Origin of the sequence: Chitinophaga lutea (genome assembly GCF_003813775.1) — a bacterium.
Lineage (GTDB): Bacteria > Bacteroidota > Bacteroidia > Chitinophagales > Chitinophagaceae > Chitinophaga > Chitinophaga lutea.
Genome location: NZ_RPDH01000001.1, coordinates 1,721,480 through 1,737,586, shown reverse-complemented (window position 1 = coordinate 1,737,586; position 16,107 = coordinate 1,721,480). Strand labels below are relative to the sequence as shown.

The 16,107-nt window shown below is 53.9% G+C and carries 9 protein-coding genes; all 9 read left to right on the top strand.

The features are described from left to right. Positions 1-6 precede the first annotated feature (6 nt). The 9 genes from EGT74_RS06860 (at position 7) to EGT74_RS06820 (ending at position 16,103) form a co-directional block, all read left to right on the top strand. The gene (locus tag EGT74_RS06860) at positions 7-711 is read left to right on the top strand and encodes an NUDIX hydrolase (RefSeq protein ID WP_123845775.1); all 705 of its coding nucleotides are present in this window, start codon (positions 7-9) and stop codon (positions 709-711) included. Between the two features lie 937 nt (positions 712-1,648). Further along, positions 1,649-4,993, top strand: a complete 3,345-nt coding sequence (locus EGT74_RS06855; protein ID WP_123845774.1) for a methylmalonyl-CoA mutase family protein — start codon at positions 1,649-1,651, stop codon at positions 4,991-4,993. A 78-nt stretch (positions 4,994-5,071) separates the two neighbouring features. Next, entirely contained in the window at positions 5,072-6,850 is a 1,779-nt protein-coding gene (locus tag EGT74_RS06850; protein ID WP_123845773.1) for a MutS-related protein, read from the top strand. Positions 6,851-7,001: 151 nt separating this feature from the next. After that, positions 7,002-8,078, top strand: coding sequence for a PA0069 family radical SAM protein (locus EGT74_RS06845; protein ID WP_123845772.1), 1,077 nt, complete (start codon positions 7,002-7,004; stop codon positions 8,076-8,078). 525 nt (positions 8,079-8,603) lie between these two features. Beyond that, positions 8,604-10,487, top strand: a complete 1,884-nt coding sequence (locus EGT74_RS06840) for a transglutaminase-like domain-containing protein (RefSeq protein ID WP_123845771.1) — start codon at positions 8,604-8,606, stop codon at positions 10,485-10,487. Positions 10,488-10,496: 9 nt separating this feature from the next. After that, the gene (locus tag EGT74_RS06835; protein WP_123845770.1) at positions 10,497-12,725 is read left to right on the top strand and encodes a DUF3857 domain-containing protein; all 2,229 of its coding nucleotides are present in this window, start codon (positions 10,497-10,499) and stop codon (positions 12,723-12,725) included. 591 nt (positions 12,726-13,316) lie between these two features. Continuing rightward, on the top strand, positions 13,317-13,883 hold the full coding sequence (locus tag EGT74_RS06830) for a DinB family protein (protein WP_123845769.1): 567 nt from the start codon (positions 13,317-13,319) through the stop codon (positions 13,881-13,883). A gap of 169 nt (positions 13,884-14,052) precedes the next feature. After that, entirely contained in the window at positions 14,053-14,781 is a 729-nt protein-coding gene (locus tag EGT74_RS06825; protein ID WP_123845768.1) for a hypothetical protein, read from the top strand. 251 nt (positions 14,782-15,032) lie between these two features. Then, positions 15,033-16,103: an AAA family ATPase gene (locus EGT74_RS06820; RefSeq protein WP_123845767.1), complete on the top strand. Its 1,071-nt coding sequence runs from the start codon at positions 15,033-15,035 to the stop codon at positions 16,101-16,103. The last annotated feature ends 4 nt before the right edge of the window (positions 16,104-16,107 follow it).

Below are 16,107 nucleotides of genomic sequence, written 5' to 3'. Positions count from 1 at the left end.
TGTAATATGTACACCAAAAACATTAACACCCATCTCATCGAGATCCAGGATTATTTTAAAGCAGCGATATCGGTCGACTGTGTGATATTCGGCTTTGATGAAAACGAACTGAAAGTACTGCTCATAGAATCCGATCTCAAAGAATTCAAAGGCAAATGGTCGCTGCTCGGCGATATCATGCATCCCGACGAAGACATCGAAACCGCCGCCTACCGCGTGCTCCGCGAGCGTACCGGCCTCGACGGCGTGTATATGGAACAGGTGCAGGCCTTCGGCGGCATCAACCGCCATCCCGCCGGCCGCGTGATCACCATCGCCTATTATTCGCTGGTGAACATCCAGCATGTGGAATTGAAAACCCACTCCAACGAGCTGCACTGGCACGCGGTGAAAGACATCCGGCAGATGGCCTTCGACCACAAGGAGATACTCGGCACCTGCCTGGAGCGGCTGCAGCACAAGGTGATCGAACAGCCGGTAGGGTTCAACCTGCTGCCGAAAAAATTCTCTTTACGCGAACTGCAGAACCTCTACGAGGCCATCCTCGATGTGAAGCTCGACCGGCGCAATTTCCGGAAGAAGTTTTTTGCGATGGACTACCTGATAGACCTCAACGAAGAAGAGCAGGAAGTGCGCCACCGGCCCGCAAAACTGTACAAGTTCAACCAGGAGAAATTCGACAAGCAGCACAAGAAAAGTCTGGGTTTTTGATATTATTTTAACCTTCCGCTAAAATTTAATTTCCCGCTTAATCCCTTTCGGAATAATGTTTCGCCATGCCAGCATGTGGCGGAGTGGGAGTATATTTTCAGCCAGTACGGGGCAAAAATTGTTTTTTAACAAAATTTTAATTAAGATTGTGTAGAATATACACACTAGCACATTTCCGTATATTTTCAGTAGCCAGAGAGACCAATTCTAAATCGATCAGTAAAAGCATTTAAAAACCGGGAAAACCCAATACTGACGCACTTCAGCCAGCGATGGCCTTTCATATTTTTCGTATCGCATTTTATCAATTCCACGTTATGACTCTCAACTAGATAGATCACCTTTTGAGAAAATGGGGTGGGTCGGGACTTTTTCCGGCCGCCCCATTTTCCGTTTCGGGACGGTCCGGGTAGGGGCAGCCACCATAAAAGACGAACCTACAACGAAGCTACAACGAACCTACAACGAACCTTCCCTTTGGGGCGTAGGTTCGTTATTCCCCTAGTGTAGGTTCGTTGTAGCTTCGTCTTTTGCCCTCAGAATCTCCACTCAGATCAAATTTTTGTCCATTCGCGTACAATTTCCGGCCGGGAGCGGGCCTTCGGGATAACATGACGAACCCGGGGCGATTTTTGCCCGGATTCTGCACTCATGCACATTTTTTCTGCACTCATGCACATTTTTCGCCCTGGCCGGGGTGGGCTTGCCGGTTCCATTTCACCCTGCCGCAGGCATCTCCCCGAAAACCCGGAACTTTGTGGGATAGCCGCGCAAGCAGGTATGCCGCATGGGGCGGTAACGCCGGGTTTATTATAGGTTTTTTACCGGGGCGGAAAGATCGTTGAAGAATTTCAAAGGAAATATCCGTCTGTTTCAATCCATACTAATTCTCCGCCGGAACGTGCTGCCACCGCTATTTTCGTAAATTGCATGCCTTATGTCATATACACCACAACACAAGGTCCGTATCGTTACGGCAGCCGCATTATTTGACGGGCACGATGCTGCCATCAACATCATGCGCAGGATTATGCAAAGCACGGGAGCGGAAGTGATACACCTCGGCCACAACCGTTCCGCCGCGGAAATAGTGGATTGCGCCATCCAGGAAGATGCGCAGGGCATCGCCGTGACCTCCTACCAGGGCGGGCACATCGAGTTTTTCAAATACATGTACGACCTGCTGAAGGAAAAGGGCTGTGGCCACATCCGCATCTTCGGCGGCGGGGGCGGCACCATCCTGCCTTCCGAAATAGAAGAATTGCATGCATATGGCATTACCCGCATCTATTCCCCGGACGACGGCCGTAAATTCGGGCTCGGCGGTATGATCGAGGATGTTATCCGCCAATGTGATTTTGAGACCGTAAAACAGGGCGAATGGGCGCTGAGCAGCGATAAACTGCAGCGCAACGACGCCCCTGAAATAGCCAAGGCGATCACCTACGCCGAAAACTTCGCCATGAACGGGCAGCTGGAAAGCCTGCAAAAGCTGGCCGCCCGCAAAACACCCGTGCTCGGCATCACCGGCACCGGTGGCGCCGGCAAAAGCAGTGTGACGGACGAGCTGGTGCGGCGCTTCCTGCACGAATACGGCAACCGCACCGTTGCGGTGATCTCCGTGGATCCCTCCAAGAAAAAAACCGGCGGCGCCCTGCTCGGCGACCGCATCCGGATGAATAGCATCCACCACCCCCGCGCTTACATGCGCTCGCTGGCCACCCGCGAAAGCGACAAGGCCATCAGCCTGCACATCCAGGAAGCGATCGACATCTGCAAGGCGGCGGGTTTCGATTTCATCATCCTCGAAACGTCCGGCATCGGGCAGAGCGATACGGCGATCGTGGATTATTGCGACGTGTCGCTCTACGTAATGACGCCGGAATACGGCGCGGCTTCGCAGCTGGAAAAGATCAACATGCTCGATTATGCAGACGTGATCGCCATCAACAAATTCGACAAAGCCGGCGCGCTCGATGCCCTGCACGACGTGCGCAAACAATATAAACGCAACAACGGCCTCTGGGAAGCGAAAGACGATGAACTGCCGGTAGTGGGCACCATCGCCTCGCAGTTCAATGACCCCGGGGTGAACCAGCTCTTCGGCCGCATCATGCACCGCATCGTGGAAAAAACGGATGTGCATTTCGGGGAAGACCGCCCGGACAAACCCGTGCAGGCCACCTCCACCAAATCGCAGATCATCCCGCCCGCCCGCGTGCGCTACCTGGCGGAGATCGTCAGCTCCATCGGGGAATACGGCGCCTGGGTGAACGAACAATGCGCCCTCGCCACACAGTGGTACCAGCTGGAAGGGGTGCTGAAAACACCGGGACTGAAACACGCCGGAGAACTGCAGGAGATCAGCACGCACGTGCAATCGCAGCTGCATCCGGATTGTAAACAACTCATCACCGCATGGCCCGCCCTGCAGGAAAAATACAAAGCGGACCACTATGCGTTCCACGTAAGGGATAAAGAGATCAAACTGCCGCTGGTGTCTGAAAGTCTTTCCCATTCCCGCATCCGGAAGGTGAGCCTGCCGCAGTACAAAGACTGGGGCGATATCCTCCGCTGGCAGCTGACGGAAAACCTGCCAGGAGAATTCCCCTACGCCGCCGGCGTGTTCCCGCTGAAAAGGGAAGGCGAGGACCCTACCCGTATGTTTGCCGGGGAAGGCGGGCCCGAGCGTACCAACAAACGGTTTCACTATGTGTCCGTCGACCAGCCGGCCAAGCGCCTGTCCACCGCGTTCGACAGCGTAACGCTGTACGGTGAAGACCCTGCGTACCGCCCGGATATTTACGGCAAGATCGGCAACTCCGGGGTGAGCATCGCCACGGTAGACGATGCCAAAAAACTCTACAGCGGGTTTGATCTCTGTGATCCGAAAACCTCCGTGTCGATGACCATCAACGGCCCCGCGCCCATTCTGCTGGCGTTTTTCATGAACGCCGCCATCGACCAGGAATGTGAAAAGTATATCGCCAGACATGGGCTCTCGGAGCAGGTGAAAAAAACGATCGAAAAGAAGTTTTCCAACCACCCGCTGCCCCACTATAATGGCAGCCTTCCTCACGGCAACAGCGGCCTCGGCCTGGAGCTGCTGGGCATTTCCGGCAGCGACGTGCTGGAGCCGGAGGTATACAACAAAATCAAAGCTCATGCCCTCAGTACCGTGCGCGGTACGGTGCAGGCCGATATCCTGAAAGAAGACCAGGCGCAGAACACCTGCATCTTCTCCACGGAATTTGCGCTGAAACTGATGGGCGATGTGCAGGAATATTTTATCACGGAGAAAGTGAGGAATTTTTATTCCGTGAGCATTTCCGGTTATCACATCGCCGAAGCCGGCGCCAATCCCATCACCCAGCTGGCCTTTACGCTGGCCAACGGGTTTACGTACGTGGAGTATTACCTCAGCCGGGGCATGCACATCGACGACTTCGCGCCCAACCTGTCGTTTTTCTTCAGCAACGGCATGGACCCCGAATATGCCGTGATCGGCCGTGTGGCCCGCCGCATCTGGGCCAAGGCCATCCGCAACAAATACAAGGGGAACGACCGTTCGCAGAAACTGAAATATCATATCCAGACGTCCGGGCGCAGCCTGCATGCGCAGGAAATCGACTTCAACGATATCCGCACCACGCTGCAGGCGCTGTATGCGATTTACGACAACTGCAATTCGCTGCACACCAACGCCTACGACGAGGCCATCACCACGCCCACCGAAGAAAGCGTGCGCCGCGCCATGGCCATCCAGCTCATCATCAACCGCGAACTGGGCACCGCCAAAAACGAAAACCCCAACCAGGGCAGCTTCTTCATCGAAGAACTGACGGACCTGGTGGAAGAGGCCGTGCTGGCGGAGTTCAACCGCATTACCGAACGCGGCGGCGTGCTGGGCGCCATGGAAAGGATGTACCAGCGGAACAAGATCCAGGAAGAAAGCCTGTATTACGAATCGCTCAAACATTCCGGCGAATTCCCGATCATCGGCGTGAATACTTTCCTGAACAAAAATGGTTCACCCACCATTATTCCCGCGGAAGTAATTCGTTCCACCCAGGAAGAAAAAGAATTCCAGATCAACGCCCTCGCCGCGTTCCAGGAAAGGCACGCGGATCTCAGCACTGCCAAACTGAAACAATTGCAGGCGGTGGCCGTACAAAACGGCAACCTGTTCGCGGAACTGATGGAAACGGTGAAGTACTGCTCGCTCGGGCAGATCACCCATGCGCTGTACGAAGTAGGCGGACAGTACCGCAGGAACATGTAAAATTATCATGGCCGGCGCTGCAGCTGACCCGTGCAGCGCCGGCTTTTATTACCTTCATTTTTCCCTTATCTTGCCGGTATGCAACCCGCAACCATTTACCAGCAACGCATCGGCGACTTCAAAACCCGTCTGGCGCAAACCGCCGCCCGTCTGAAAAGCCTCAGTATGGCGCGTTTGGCCTGTTTCATCGTTATCCTGTATTTCGGCTACCAGTATTTTTCCAGTTCATTCGCCGGCGTATGGCTGCTGCTGGCAGCCGCGGGCGTAGCGGGCTTCGTGGTGTCGCTCGTGTATTACCAGCGGGCCAAAGATGAGCAGGCATGGCTGGAAGCGATGCTCACGCTCAATGAGCGGGAGTTGAAAGTGGTGACGGAGCATGTATCGGAATTCGAGAACGGTGAGGAGTTTATCAACGACCAGCACGATTTTTCCGGCGACCTCGATGTGTTCGGGCCGTCGTCTTTATTCCAGTATCTGAACCGTACCGGTACGCGCTCCGGCAAACAGCACCTCGCTAAATCGCTGATGGAACCGATGCAGGACACGGCAGCCATCCGTGATATGCAGGCGGCCGTGCGAACGCTCGGCGGACAGATCGAATTCAGGCAGAACTACGCCGCGCATGCGCAGCTGTCCAAAGAAGGACCGAAAGACGTCAAAGAACTCGGGCTCTGGCTGGACGCGCCGATGGACTTCCTGCACCGCCGCGCGCTGGCCGTGGCCGTGTGGGTATTGCCCGCGTTTGTCATCGCGGCACTGGTGTATTACGCGATCAGCGGGAATTACATCCCCATGATGCTGTTGCTGTTTGTCAACTGGGGCGTACTGCTGGGCAATGTAAAAAGAGTGAACGCGCAGCATATCCTGTTATCGAACAAAGAAAAACTGCTGCACAAATTCGCGGCGCTGCTCCACCTCATCCGGCAGGGCGACTGGAAAGGCGCGGCATGGCTGGAAGCCCGGCAGGCCAAGGCTGCGGAGGCAGACAGGGATCTGAAAAAACTGGCCCGTATCAGTAACGTGCTCGACCAGCGGCTGAACCTGCTGGTGGGGCTGGTGCTCAACTCATTCATCCTGTATGACCTGCATTGTATGTTGTCGCTCGAAAAATGGAAGGCGCGGCATAAAAAAGACGTGTGGGACTGGCTGGAAGTGATAGCGCAGATGGAAACCGTTAACAGTCTCGCTACATTCGCCTATAACCATCCCGCCTATACGTATCCAGAGCTCCGCGATACACCCGGCATGACGGGCGCGGCCATCGGCCACCCCCTCATTCCCGCGGCGGAATGTGTGGTTAACGACGGCAGCATCGGCGAGCGGGAGCAGTTTCTGATCATCACGGGGTCGAACATGTCCGGCAAAAGCACCTTCCTCCGCAGTGTAGGTGTTAACTGGCTGCTGGCATTGACCGGCGCGCCGGTATGCGCTACCCGTTTCAGTTGCCATCCCGTACGCATCATGACGTCGATGCGCATCAAAGATTCCATCGCGCGGCATACATCCTATTTCCAGGCTGAATTGCAGCGCCTGCAGCACATCATCGAAGTGCTGAAAAGCGGGCAGCAGGTATTTATCATCCTCGACGAAATCCTGAAAGGCACTAACTCCGAAGATAAACTCACCGGCTCCCGGGAGCTTATCCGCAATTTTCTCCGGTTCCGCTGTACGGGCATGATCGCCACGCACGATTTGGAGCTGGGTGCGCTGGAAGGCGAGTACCCCAACCAGATACGCAATTATTGTTTCGAAAGCAGTCTCAGTAACGGGCAACTGCATTTCGATTACCGCATGCGGCCCGGCATAGCGCGGAACAAGAATGCGACCTTCCTGATGAAACAGATGGAGATTATTTAGTTACCTCTCAACCCTGGCGGCGTACATACGGTTCCGCTTTAAACAGAAACGGATTCAACTTCATCAGCATAAAAAACAGCCGTAACGCATCCCCAAAAACAATTTTGATTGCTAATATAATTAGTATAACTTTACTAAAATTATTAGCGTTATGACGCTTCCATTCGATACACCAGAGAACCCTTACTATAAAGGCCGGGGAGCACAGGTCAATCCCAAGAACCGGTTCCTGGAGCAGGAGTATGCCCAGGAACATGCGGAAGGCATCGATGAATGGTGGCAGGCGGATGTACCTACCCAGATATTCGAGGAGCATGCGAAAACGCTCGTGAATAAGGTGGATAGTCCCGATGTGGGGATGTGGTATTCCATGAACCCTTACCAGGGCTGCGAGCACGGCTGTATTTATTGTTATGCCCGCAATTCGCATCAGTACTGGGGTTTCAGCGCCGGTCTCGATTTCGAGCGGAAGATTGTGGCGAAGCGCAACGCACCGGAGCTGCTGAAAAAGTTCCTCAGCAATAAAAACTGGGTACCCAAACCGATCTCGCTGTCGGGTAACACCGATTGTTACCAGCCGCTGGAACGGAAGTACTGGCTCACGCGGCAGTTGCTCGAAGTAGCCTGGGAATACCGGCAGCCGGTGGGCATTATCACCAAAAACTCGCTGGTGCTGCGGGACAAATACATCCTGCAGAAAATGGCGGAGCATAACCTGGTGTGCGTGTTCGTATCGCTCACCACTTTGCAGGAAGAGCTGCGGCAGAAGATGGAGCCGCGTACGGCCACTGCCGCGCAGCGCCTCAAAGTGATCCGCGAACTGTCTGAGCTCGGCATCCCGGTGGGTGTGATGACGGCTCCGCTCATTCCGGGGCTCAATGATTTCGAAGTGCCGCGTTTGCTGGAGGAAGCGTCCAACAACGGGGCGAAATATGCCGGCTACACGGTGGTGCGGCTCAACGATGCGGTGAAGATCATCTTCAACGACTGGCTGTATAAAAACTTCCCCGACAGGGCCGACAAAGTATGGCACCAGATCGAAGGCCTGCACGGTGGCCAGGTGAACGACAGCGATTTCGGCCGGCGCATGCGTGGCGACGGCAACCTGGCGGATATCATCCGGCAGCAGTTCCGGGTACAGACCAAACGCCTCGGTATGAACCAGGAGAAGTTCGAGTTTAACACATCGCTGTTCCAGCGTCCTAACAGCCAGCTGAGCCTGTTCTGAGAATCTTAGCGGATGTTCCGGAGCGGGCCGGCTGGAATTTGATGTGGGCAGCGGTGGCATTGGTTGAGGCTCCGTGAGGTATAATGGGATATTTTCTGAACCCTTCCATGGGATACAGTGGTTGATTTATCTGCACTTGCCGAAACCCCATTCGGTATAAAGGGATATTTTCTGAATCCTTTCATGGGATACAGTGGTTGATTTATCTGTACTTGCCGAAACCCCCATTCGGTATAAAGGGATATTTTCTGAATCCTTTCATGGATACTGTGATTGATCTATCTGCACTCACCGAAACCTCCATTCGGTATAAAGGGATATTTTCTGAATCCTTTCATGGATACTGTGATTGATCTATCTGCACTTGCCGGAACCCCCATTCGGTATAAAGGGATATTTTCTGAATCCTTCCATGGGATACTGTGATTGATCTATCTGCACTCACCGGAACCTCCATTCGGTATAAAGGGATATTTTATATATTAAAATATTTTGTATTTTTATATCCCTTATACCTATACCTTTATGCGAACTTTGTGTAAATGTCTGTACTTCAGCATTTTACTACTCCATCTCCTGCCCGCGCATGCCTTCCCGGCGGCAGACGATAAAAACATTGTGATCAAAGAACGGAAGGAGCGCTATGAATTCACCCGTGGCGACGCCAAAAATCCCGTATGGATCAACCAGCTGTTTTCCACCACCTACCGCTGCAACGAATTCCGGGGCACCATTCCCTACACCGAATTTTACGACGATTACAGCCGCATCGGCGAAGTGAAAGCCTACGTGAACGGCGACCGCGTGAAGGGGCTGCGCCCGCAGCACGGATACCACTCGATTGAAGGTTTCTTTTATTCAGACGCCCGTGTGTGCGGATTTATGCTCGATCTGGAGAAAAAAGGCACGGAAAGCCGCGTGGAACTGGAAAAGACGGTGCTCGATCCCCGCTACTTTACCTCCATCTATTTCCACGAAGACTTTTTCGTGGAGCAAAAGGAAATCACGCTGGTAGTGCCGCGCTGGATGCACCTCGACATCAAAGAAATGAACTTCGCAGGTGCCGGTATCACGAAAAACAAGTCGTTCGACGAAAAGAACAATGCCGACATTTATACCTACACCATCTCCGGCCAGAAAGCGGCTAAAAAGGAACCGCTCGCGCCGGGCCCTTCTTATGTGTACCCGCACCTGGTGGTATGCAGTCACTATGCGGAAACGGAAAACGGGCGCATCGGTTATTTCAGCAATGTGCAGGATCTGTATGACTGGTACCGCAGACTTGTAAAAGACATCGGCAACGATCCGGAAGCGGTGAAAACCACCGCCCTGCAGGTGGCCAAAGATGCGGGAAACGACCTCGCCAAAGTAAAAGCCGTGTACACCTGGGTGCAGGAAAACATCCGCTACATCGCATTTGAAGACGGCATCGCCGGGTTCAGGCCGGCAAAGGCGCAGGACGTACTGCAGAAGAAGTACGGCGACTGTAAAGGCATGGCTAACCTGCTGAAGGAAATGCTCGTATCGCTGGGTTTCGACGCGCGCCTTTGCTGGATCGGCACCAGGCATATCGCGTACGACTATTCCATGCCCACTTTGTCGGTCGACAATCACATGATCTGCGCCGTCTACCTCCAGGGCAGACAATATTTTCTCGATGCCACCGAAACCTACATCGGCTTCGACCAGTACGCCGAGCGCATCCAGGGCCGGCAGGTGCTGATCGAGAATGGCGACCAGTACAATCTTGCCCGCGTTCCATCGCGCACCTGCGAACAGAACCGCCAGGAAGAGAAACGGTCGCTCCGCATCGAGGGCAACCACCTCACCGGCGCCACCGGTCACCGGTACACCGGCGAATGCACGGAATTTCTGCTTACGCAGGCGCATGCCACCAAAAAGGAAAATCTCGGGGAGGCCCTGCAACAATATCTCACCAACGACAACCGCTTGTACGGCATCTCCAACGTGGAAACCTCCGATCTCCACAACTGGAGCACCGACCTCACCATCCGGTACGACCTCCTGCACAAAGACGCGGTGAACAGCTTCGGCGATGAAATGTACATCGACCTGGATTTCCGGAAAGAAATGGACGACGCGGACATCGACACCACCACCCGGGTACACGATCTCTGGCTGAGTTTCAAACGGCAGCTGCTGCAGGAAACGTCGCTCGCCATCCCGGCAGGCTTCCGGGTGAAGACCTTGCCCGAACCGCTTTCCATCGATCATCCCAAATACGCGTTTAAAGCCGGTTACGAAGTGAAAGGCAACCAGGTGATCTACCGGAAGGAAATCACCATCAAAGACACCCGCCTGCTGAAAAGTGAATTCAGTCGCTGGAACAGCGACATCCGCAAGTTGCGGCAAACCTATCTCGAACAACTTACCCTGACTAAAAAATAATACCTATCCATGAGAACCTTTATAATCGTTTTTATCAGCCTGTTGCTGCTGGTGATGGGCATGGTGGCGCAGGATAAAAAGCCGGCGGAGGCCTGGGACGTCAAGGCCGAAGTGAAATACAAAAAGCGGCTGGCGGAAGTGAAAGAGGAAATATGGGGCTGGAACAAGGCCGGGTTCAAGAACCGCACCGTGCCTGCCGAATACGCCAACGAATCGGCCGTGATCCTGGCCAAGCACCACGAACTGACCACCCCCGACAAAGACCGCGAGCTGCACCAGACCACGCGCCAGCTGGTAAAGATCAACGACAGGGCGGCGCTGGAAGAATATTCCGAATTCGCCTTCAACCAGTACGAACTGCGCAGCAGCGGCGCCTGGAACGTGCTCGACCCGTTCGGGAAAAACACCTGGACCACCTACATGGGCGTGAAGGTGTACAAGCAGGACGGCAGCGTCAAGGAGATCTATTCGGACGAAGCGGTGGTGACGGACGTGAACCGCTTTCGGCATAAAGCCCGTAAACTGGCTATCCCCGGTTTGCAGGTGGGCGATTTTATCGACTATTTCATCCGCACGGAAAGAGACATCAACCACGTCAATGCCTATACGGAGGAAGTGTTTGTGCTGGGCGACGAGCCGCCCATCCTGGAATATTCCATTCACGTAGGCGCCTGGGAAGAGGTGTTTGTGCTGGAATACCGCTCCATGAACGGCGCGCCCAACTTCAAGGAAAAGATCGCCAACCGCATGATGGAGCTGGACATGCTGGTGCGTAACGTGCCGCCGCAGCCCGTGAAGCTCTGGATGAACCCTTACCGGCAGATTCCCCTGGTGCGGCTGCACCTGCGCATCGGCGGCCGCCGGGAAGGACTGGGCCGGCGGAAGGAAGGCACCATCTACAGTAATCCCAACGCATTGAAGACCCGCGACGAAAGTGTGGCCGAACTGGCGGCCCTCCGCGACCTGACCTCCAAACAGAACCTGCCCTTCCTCGGCGAGGTATGGGAGCATGTCAAACGTTTCAAACGCACCAACCGCGATGCTGCCGATGACGAAGTGGCCGCCTATATCTACTACCTGATCCGCTATATGGCCCTCTACCGCGTGCGGCCCGACGATCAGATCGTGGTGGACCAAAGGCGTAACACCGGGGGCCTCAGTGAACATAATTTCCTCCGCTACCTCAACTACATGCTGGTCAAAAACGATATCGACGCCGATTTCGTACTGGTCACCCCACGTTACGGCCCCGCCCAGAACGAGGTGTTTGAAACGGACGACTACCGCCTGATGCTGAAAACCAACGGGAAAAAGCCGGTGTATTTCAGCGCCGACGGTATTTTCTCCAACGCGCATTACGTGCCCAGCTCCTACGAGGGGCAGAAGGCGCCGGTAGTGTCCGGCTACAAGGGAAGCGTCATCAACGGGCAGGTGGAAGTGCCGCAGAGCGCGGCAGGGCAGAATAAGCAGGTGGAGCGCCTGCAGCTGAGCTTCGGGGAAGGGAATATGCAGCGACTGAATATCGCCCGCACCACGGCCGTAACCGGCCACTTCAAGCGCGCCCAGCAGCAGCAGCTCCTGCTTTTCGAAGATTATTACGAATCAGAGCGGAAGGCCCTGGGCATTCCCCAGTCGTTTATGGAGGAGTTCGCGGACAGTCGCCGCAATAAAGTACTCGCGGAAGAATACCGCAGTGCCTTTGAAAAGGCCCGGCAGGGGCAGAAAGAACATTTCCTCGCCGAGATCAAAGAGCAGTTTGAAACAGCCCCGGAATCGCTGGATGCATTCGATGTGCGGCAGATGGGCCTCCGCCATACGGAACCGGAAATGGTCTACACCACCCGCTTCAAAATTGACGGCTACCTCAAAAAGGCCGGTAATAACTACATCCTGGACGCCGGCCGCCTCATCGGGTCGCAGATGGCCATCAAGCCCTCCCAGCGCGAACGGAAAGCGGATGTGTACATGTCGTTCGCCCGTTCGTTCGAGTATGAAATGGAATTCAGCATTCCTGCGGGTTACACGGTGGAAGGGGCCGATAAACTGGCCCGGAGCATTGATAATGAATGCGGGAGCTTCATCGTCACCACGGAATCGGCCCCCGGCAAGCTCACGGTACAGGTCAGGAAAGTGTACAAAAACGCCTTTGCCCCTGCCGCCAAATGGCCGCTGCTGCTGCAAATGATGGATGCCGCTGAAGAATTCCGGCAGCAGAAATTGCTTTTGAAAAAAGCATAAGTCAAAATATGTTGAATGTGATTCCTCCTGAAAACCTTTGCCAGGGCTTGTTTCGGGCCCCATTTAAGAAAAATTCCTGAACGAAACAATTTTTTAACAACAGGAAGGATAAAAAATAAAAAATAAAATTTACCTTTGCTTTCGTAAACAAATCAAAAAACAGTGTCACGCAATTGTACATATAAGATAAAGGTCGCAGGACGCATGCAGAAGCAGGCGGACGGGGCCATGCGGGCGTGTTATAGCTGGTATTAACAGAAAAAGTTATCCAACAAAGATATAACAAGAGGGTCCCGCAGAGAATTGCGGGGCCCTTTTTTTATAAGTGATGAAGAAAGATTTGATCATTACACTGTCTGTAGAGCCGTGCCTGCGAAAGGCGCCGGAGGTGTTGTATGCCATACAATACCGGCGGGAAAGGTGTGTTAAAATGTAAACGGAAAAAAACGGAACATTCTTAATAGCCCGGACCGCTGAAACGCGGTCCGGGCTTATTTTTTACAGGCCATATGGAAAATGAAACCAATGAACATCTATATATAACAAGGTAAACGCTTTTGTGAAAAAGTGATTGCCCCAAAAACAAGAGCAATGAGAAACGTAGTACAATTCGTAAGAGAGGCCCTGATCAACAATTTCCGGGAACTGGACAATTGGTTCCAAAAGGATGAAGCATTGCTGGATTATAAACCCTCCGACAACCAGTGGAATATCCGCGAAGTGCTGGAGCACATTAGTCTGACCAATTATTTCCTTTTACTCACCATCAATAAAAGTACCCGCAGGGCGCTGGAGCGCAAGCTCGATGGCCTGATCATCATGCCCCCGCATGATTATGAGGAAAAATTCCGGCAGATCGAAATCGTAAGCAGCAAGTCGTTCGGATGGGTAAACCCCGATCACCTGGAACCCGCCGGAGACCGCGATCTGCACGAAGTGAGGATGTTGCTCAAACAACAGTTTGCACAATGCATGTATAACCTCAGTCTTCTCAAAAACGGGGAAGGCAGGCTGGTTAAAACCATGATGACCGTCAACAACCTGGGGAAGCTGGATATATACCAGTATATCTTCTTCCTCACCAAACATATAGAACGTCACCAGGCACAGATGCTGGAACTGCGCGAACAGTATGAAGACAGCGCGGTGGCGGTATAAACGAGTTACGCAAAAAAGTAAAGAGTCAACCCGGCTCCCGCTTTTGGCGGGAGCTTTTTTTATCCCATTTTTTAAAACATGTCAACAATGAGAAAAAGTAATACGTCCACATACAACACCAACAGAAACATCCGTCTGGCGGTATTATCACTGAACTACAACATCAGGTATGATGGACTATACGACGACAACGGAGGAAGGCTACTCCTTGCTCTCCTTCCGCATACGGCCGGCCCGGGCGAAGAAACGCGCGGTAAAGACCGGCCGGGAAAAACAATTACGCAAACTTGACCGCGAATCCACCGAATTGTGGCGGCAACAACGCGACCTTGGTTTTGTGGCCCTTGACCCGCCCCTGATGAGAGGATGGAAGCGTACGTTCGTGCTGCGCGAAGACGTGGCCTGGAGCCGGTATGCAGACTTCTACCGGCAGGTGCTGGAGAAGATCAATACCGTGCAGACGCACCACGACCGGAAATTCCTCGTGAAAAAAAGAATGAAGGGCCGGAAAAAGCAGGTGCCCCGAAAGCAGCACCTCCGCACCTTTTCCGCCATGGCATTCAAACGCATGGAGCTTACCGGATGGGAACTGCGCAAGTTCCATACCGTTGAGCACTGGAACGGGCACACCAAACGCTTCGAAACGGAATACGTGTTTTCCGACGCCTGGTGCTTCCAGCTGCGGCCGAACATGATCCACCGCGTACGCCGCGAAAGCGTGCTGCTGGAACAGCGGATGAAGGAAATCGACAATTACCTCGACGGATATGCCCTGCGCGGCACCCTGAGCCGCCTCCGGGGACGCAGTTATACATGGCGCCATCACACCAAACGCGATGTGCCGCGCCTGCGGCGTACCCCGGTGCAATGGCGGGAGCTTGAAGAGGGGGATACGTGACTCAACCCCGATGGAAAGTGAACAAGCTACAGGCTACGGTCGATATCTCGTGTCTTTCACAAACGCACGTACCCCGGCGGGAATGTGAGCAAGCTGGCGGCTATGGCTGTTGTCCCGGGCTTCACAAACGCCGGTGTCCCGCAGGCAAAGGGATCGTGTTTCTCTGGAAACCGGATTCACAAAAACAAACTACGATGGGTTCGTGCCCGCGGGAAAAGCCCGGGGCCGGATCCATCCTTAAATTCCTCAGCATGGAAAACAAAGATCTACAACAAATCGTGGCACATGCGAACCTGTGCGACGGCTTTTATACCGACACCAAGGCACTGTATTTGCAGTCTTTTGGTAAGCCCGCGAACGTGTGCAGCATTTACCAGCTCAACTTCCGCAAGGCCTTTGAACAGCTGAAAACAGCGTTCGCCGGCTGCATCGAGGATATCTATACCTACCGGGATTACAACCGTAAAACCCGGCGGTACGACTACGACCGGATGATCGTCATCATGCGGGATGCGCCGGTGATGATCGAGTTCGATGAACATTACGCGGAAATCCTGCACGGCGCCGAAGATGAGGCGCTGGTACAGGAACTGACCGCTTTCCTCGCCCCGTTTAAAATGCGGAACAAAAAAGAACCGCATGAGATCAACCTGGTGGTGAGCGACGGCGGCGCCCTCCGGCTGAAAAGCATGGAGATCAAACGCGCAAAGCTCAACCTCGACCTGTATTACGATGCGGACTTCCGCGCCATCGACGAACTGGTGCATCAGCGGCTGAATAAACGGAAAGACAAAGGACTGGTGCTGCTGCATGGCAAACCGGGTACGGGCAAAACCACCTACCTGCGGCACCTGATCGGCAAGCTGAAAAAAAGGGTGCTGTTCCTGTCGCCCCTGGTGGCGGAACAGCTCACCAGCCCTTCGTTTATCGAATTGCTGATGAGCTACCCGGACAGTGTGGTGGTGATCGAAGATGCGGAGAACATCCTGGCCGACCGCGGCCTGAGCCAGAACTCATCCGTGTCGAACCTGTTGAACCTGACCGATGGGTTGCTGGCCGACTGTCTGAATGTGCAGGTTATTTGTACATTTAACAGCGTCCTGTCCGCCATCGACAGCGCATTGCTGCGCAAAGGCAGGCTGATAGCCCAATACGAGTTCAAAGCATTACCTGCAGACCGCGCACAGCGCCTGTCGGCCCAGCTGGGTTTCGATACCGTTATCACAAGGGCTATGACCCTTGCGGAAATCGCGAACCAGCATGAAAAATCATTTGAGATCCCAAAAGTGCAGATCGGTTTCCGGGCTGCACTGCAAGTGTAAAACA

What these genes read in the sequence shown, in the direction of transcription:
- EGT74_RS06860 (WP_123845775.1), top strand. Translation starts at nt 7, where the DNA reads ATGTACACCAAAAACATTAACACCCATCTCATCGAGATCCAGGATTAT.
- EGT74_RS06855 (WP_123845774.1), top strand. Translation starts at nt 1,649, where the DNA reads ATGTCATATACACCACAACACAAGGTCCGTATCGTTACGGCAGCCGCA.
- EGT74_RS06850 (WP_123845773.1), top strand. Translation starts at nt 5,072, where the DNA reads ATGCAACCCGCAACCATTTACCAGCAACGCATCGGCGACTTCAAAACC.
- EGT74_RS06845 (WP_123845772.1), top strand. Translation starts at nt 7,002, where the DNA reads ATGACGCTTCCATTCGATACACCAGAGAACCCTTACTATAAAGGCCGG.
- EGT74_RS06840 (WP_123845771.1), top strand. Translation starts at nt 8,604, where the DNA reads ATGCGAACTTTGTGTAAATGTCTGTACTTCAGCATTTTACTACTCCAT.
- EGT74_RS06835 (WP_123845770.1), top strand. Translation starts at nt 10,497, where the DNA reads ATGAGAACCTTTATAATCGTTTTTATCAGCCTGTTGCTGCTGGTGATG.
- EGT74_RS06830 (WP_123845769.1), top strand. Translation starts at nt 13,317, where the DNA reads ATGAGAAACGTAGTACAATTCGTAAGAGAGGCCCTGATCAACAATTTC.
- EGT74_RS06825 (WP_123845768.1), top strand. Translation starts at nt 14,053, where the DNA reads ATGATGGACTATACGACGACAACGGAGGAAGGCTACTCCTTGCTCTCC.
- EGT74_RS06820 (WP_123845767.1), top strand. Translation starts at nt 15,033, where the DNA reads ATGGAAAACAAAGATCTACAACAAATCGTGGCACATGCGAACCTGTGC.